Here is a 4,427-nt window from a genome sequence, read left to right on the forward strand (position 1 = left end):
CTCGGCGACGACGCGCTCGTCGCGATCGCGGAGGTGTGCGCGGCGTTCGATGTCGACGGGATGCGCGCCGACCTGGTCACCGCGAAGACCGCCGTCGCGCACGCGGCCTGGGCGGGCCGCGACGAGGTCACGCGGGAGGACATCGCGGTGGCGGCGCGGCTCGCGTTGCCGCACCGTCGTCGCCGCAACCCCTTCGACGAGCCCGGCATGGACGAGACGCTGCTCGACGAACTCCTGGGCGACCGGGCCCCCGAGCCGGACCCGGACGATCCCGACCCGGACGATCCCGGCCCCGGCCCCGGCGGTGCCGGTCCCGACGGTCCCGGAGGCGGCGAAGCGACGCCGGACCGGGACGACCGTGCGGCGGGCGCGGGCGCGGCGACGTCCGTCGCGACCCCGGCCGAGCCCTACCGGACCCGGCTGTTCACCGCCGACCGCACGGGCCGCGGCACCGCGGGCCGGCGCTCCCGGGCGCGCACGACGGTCGGCCGCACGGTCGGCGAGCGTCGCGCCGACACCGGCCCCATCCACCTGCCCGCCACCATCCGCGCCACCGCCGCCCACCCGTGCGCGTTTCCGGTAGCGGGAACTACCGGAAACGCGCACGGGTGGCAGGTGCGGCGGAAGGTCGTCGAGGGGCGGGAGGCCAACCTGGTGCTGCTGTGCGTCGACGCCTCCGGCTCCATGGCGGCGCGGCAGCGGATGACGCAGGTCAAGACGGCGATCCTGTCGCTGCTGCTCGACGCCTACCGGCGCCGCGACACCGTCGGTCTGGTGACCTTCCGCGGCGATCGCGCCGTGCTCGCCCTGCCGCCGACCAATTCGGTGGACGTGGCCGCGCCCCGGCTGCGGGAGCTGCCGGCGGGCGGGCGCACCCCGCTCGCCGAGGGACTGCTCGAGGCGGCCGAGACGATCCGGCGGCACCGGCTGCGCGAACCCGACCGGCGGGCGTTGCTCGTCGTGGTCACCGACGGTCGCGCCACCGCAGGTGCGGACGCGGTGGCCCGGTCCCTCGCGGCCGCCGACCGCATCGCCACCGCCGGGATCGACGCGGTCGTCGTGGATTCCGAGACCGGCCGGTTCCGCATGGGTCTCGCGGCCCGGCTCGCCGAACGGCTCGGCGCCGAACACGTTCCCGTCGGCGAGGTCCACGCCGACGCGCTCACCACCGTCGTCCGAGGAAGGGCCGCGTAGATGCCGAAGGGACAACCGGCCACCGTGCCGGACGACGGTCTCACCACCCGTCAGCGCCGCAACCGGCCGCTGCTGATGGTCCACACCGGCGACGGCAAGGGCAAGTCGACCGCCGCGTTCGGTCTGGCACTGCGCGGCTGGAACCAGGGCTGGTCGGTCGCGGTGTTCCAATTCGTCAAGTCCGCCAAGTGGCGTCTCGGTGAGCAGACCGCCTTCGAGACCCTCGGCGACCTGCACACCGAACGCGGCACGGGCGGCCCGATCGAGTGGCACAAGATGGGCTCCGGGTGGTCGTGGTCCCGCAAGGACGGCACCGAGGAGGACCACGCCGCCGCGGCGCTCGCCGGGTGGCGGGAGATCCAGCGCCGGCTCGCCGCCGAGCAGCACGGGCTGTACGTGCTCGACGAATTCACCTACCCGATCGGCTGGGGCTGGATCGACGCCGACGAGGTGGTGCGGACGCTCGCCGCGCGTCCCGGCCACCAGCACGTCGTGATCACCGGCCGCCGGGCGCATCCGGCGTTGATCGAGGCCGCGGATCTCGTGACCGAGATGACGAAGATCAAGCACCCGATGGACGCGGGCCAGAAGGGCCAGAAGGGCATCGAGTGGTGACACTCGGGTGTGGCAGCGTGGTGACACTCGGCAGCGTGGTGACACTCGGGGTGGCAGCGTGGTGACGCTGCCGCGGCTGGTGATCGCCGCGCCGGCGTCCGGGCACGGGAAGACCACGGTCGCAACGGGTCTCATGGCCGCACTGCGGTCGGCCGGGCACACCGTGTCGGGGCACAAGGTCGGCCCGGACTACATCGACCCCGGCTACCACGCCCTCGCGACGGGCCGGCCGGGACGTAACCTCGACGCGCACCTCGTCGGCACCGACCTGCTCGCACCGCTGCTCACGCACGGCGCCCGCGGCGCGGACGTCGCGATCGTCGAGGGCGTGATGGGCCTGTACGACGGGATGCTCGGCGCCGACGGTTTCGCGTCCACCGCCCACACCGCCACGGTGCTCGGCGCCCCGGTGGTCCTCGTCGTCGACGTCTCGCACGCCTCCCGTTCCATCGCGGCGGTGGTGCACGGCATGGCCACGTTCGACCGCGGTGTCCGCATCGCCGGGGTGATCCTGAACAAGGCCGGTTCGGTGCGGCATTCCGACGAGGTGGTCGAGGCCCTGGCCGCGACGGGCGTTCCGGTGCTCGGGGTGCTGCAGCGCGACGACGGGATCTCGGCGCCGTCGCGGCATCTGGGGCTGGTGCCGGCGCAGGAGCGGGCCGGGGCGGCCGCCCAGCTCGACCGGCTGGCCGCGCAGATCACCGCGCGCGTCGATCTTGCCGAGGTGATGCGGATCGCCCGCAGCGCACCGGCTCTCGTCACCGAACCGTGGGAGCCGGGCGAGTCGGCCGAGGACGGACCGGTCGTCGCGGTCGCCGGCGGTCGCGCCTTCACGTTCCGCTACGCCGAGACCGAGGAGATGCTGCGCGCCGCCGGGTGCCGCACCGTCGTCTTCGATCCGCTGCGCGACGAACGCCTGCCGGACGGCACCGCCGGGATCTACCTCGGCGGCGGGTTCCCCGAGGTGCACGCCGCGGACCTGGCTGCGAACACGCCGCTGCGCGAGCATCTGCGGGCCGCGATCGCGGCCGGCACGCCCACCGTTGCCGAGTGCGCGGGCCTGCTGTACCTGTGCCGCGACGTGGACGGCGCTCCGATGGTCGGCGCGGTCGACGCGTCCGCGCGGATGACCCCGCGGCTCACCCTCGGCTACCGCACCGCCGTCGCGCCCCGCGACACGCTGCTCGCCCCGGCGGGCGCTCGGGTGACCGGGCACGAATTCCACCGTACCGCCGTGGATTCCACCGGCGAGCCGGCGTGGCTGCTGGGCGGTAGGCCCGACGGGTTCGCCTCCGCCACCGTGCACGCGTCCTATCTGCACACCCACTGGGCCGGGCATCCGGTCCTTGCCCGGCGGTTCGCCGAGGCGGTGCGGGCCGCGACGCCGGTCCCCCCGCCGCCACGCACGACCCGTACCGCCGCACCGGACCTGCAGCACCACGGTGACCGGGAGGCGACCCCCGGCCTGGTGGATCTGGCCGTCAACGTCGCGCGCCGGCCGCGTCCGGACTGGCTCGAGGCGGCACTGACGGGCTCGCTGGCCGAACTGGACCGGTATCCGGATCCGCGGGCGGCGCGCGCGGCCCTGGCCGCGCGGCACGGCCGCGATCCGCACGAGGTGCTTCCCACCGCCGGCGGCGCGGAGGCGTTCACCCTCGTCGCCCGCGCCCGCCGCTGGGCGCGACCGGTGGTGATCCACCCGCAGTTCACCGAGCCGGAGGCGGCGCTGCGCGTCGCCGGGCACGAGGTGACCCGGGTGCTGTTGCGGGCCGAGGACGGGTTCGTCCTCGACGCGGCGCCGGTGCCCGACGACGCCGACCTCGTGGTCGTCGGCAACCCGACGAACCCGACCGGGGTGCTGCACCCGGCTGCCGCGCTGCGGGCCCTGGCGCGCCCCGGGCGGGTGCTCGTGGTGGACGAGGCGTTCATGGATGCGGTACCGGGAGAGACCGAATCGCTTGCCGGGGAGTCGATTCCGGGTGTCGTGGTGATCCGCTCGCTCACCAAGACGTGGGCGATTCCCGGGATCCGCGCCGGATACGTGCTCGGTGACGAGTCGATCGTCGCCGAACTGGCCGCGCACCAGCCACCGTGGTCGGTGTCCACACCGGCGGCGGCGGCGATGATCGCGTGCGCGTCGGCGGCGGCCACGGTCGAGGCCGAGCGGGCCGCCGTGCAGATCGCGGCCGACCGCGCCGTCCTCGTGGACGGCCTGACCGCCCTCGGCGTCGCGGTGGCCGGACCGTCCGCGGCGCCGTTCGTGCTGGCACACGTCCCGGCCGGCACGCGGGAGCGCCTGCGGGGCCGGGGGTTCGCGGTGCGCCGCGGCGACACGTTCCCCGGCCTCGGCGCGGACTGGGTGCGCATCGCGGTGCGCGACCCGCAGACGACCGCGGCGCTGCTCGAGGCGTGGCCGACGTGAATGCCCGCGCCGCCGGCCTCGTCCTGGGCTATGCCGCCGACCGGGCGTTCGGCGATCCCCGCCGGTTCCATCCGGTGAGCGGCTTCGGCCGGATCGCGCGCGCGACCGAACGGGCGCTGTACGCGGATCACCGGGCGGCCGGGGCACTGTTCACCGTGGTGCTGGTCGGCGGCGCCACGGGGCTCGGCTACGGGGC

Annotated in this window: 4 protein-coding genes; all 4 read left to right on the top strand. The window is 75.4% G+C overall.

Going from position 1 to position 4,427, the window contains the following annotated elements; all coding sequences use genetic code 11:
• On the top strand, positions 1 to 1,194 hold a 1,194-nt coding region (locus OEY_RS0107130; RefSeq protein WP_010593204.1), incomplete at its 5' end, for a VWA domain-containing protein.
• Positions 1,195 to 1,809 carry a cob(I)yrinic acid a,c-diamide adenosyltransferase gene (gene cobO, locus OEY_RS0107135; RefSeq protein ID WP_010593205.1) on the top strand — a complete coding sequence of 205 codons (615 nt, stop codon included), beginning with the start codon at positions 1,195 to 1,197 and terminating at the stop codon, positions 1,807 to 1,809.
• 61 nt (positions 1,810 to 1,870) lie between these two features.
• Entirely contained in the window at positions 1,871 to 4,231 is a 2,361-nt protein-coding gene (locus OEY_RS0107140) for a cobyrinate a,c-diamide synthase (protein WP_010593206.1), read from the top strand.
• On the top strand, positions 4,219 to 4,427 hold a 209-nt coding region (locus OEY_RS0107145), incomplete at its 3' end, for a cobalamin biosynthesis protein (protein WP_010593207.1). The genes OEY_RS0107140 and OEY_RS0107145, both read left to right, overlap by 13 nt.

It is taken from the genome of Rhodococcus sp. P14 (assembly GCF_000256505.1).
GTDB classification, from domain to species: Bacteria; Actinomycetota; Actinomycetes; order Mycobacteriales; family Mycobacteriaceae; genus Rhodococcus; species Rhodococcus ruber.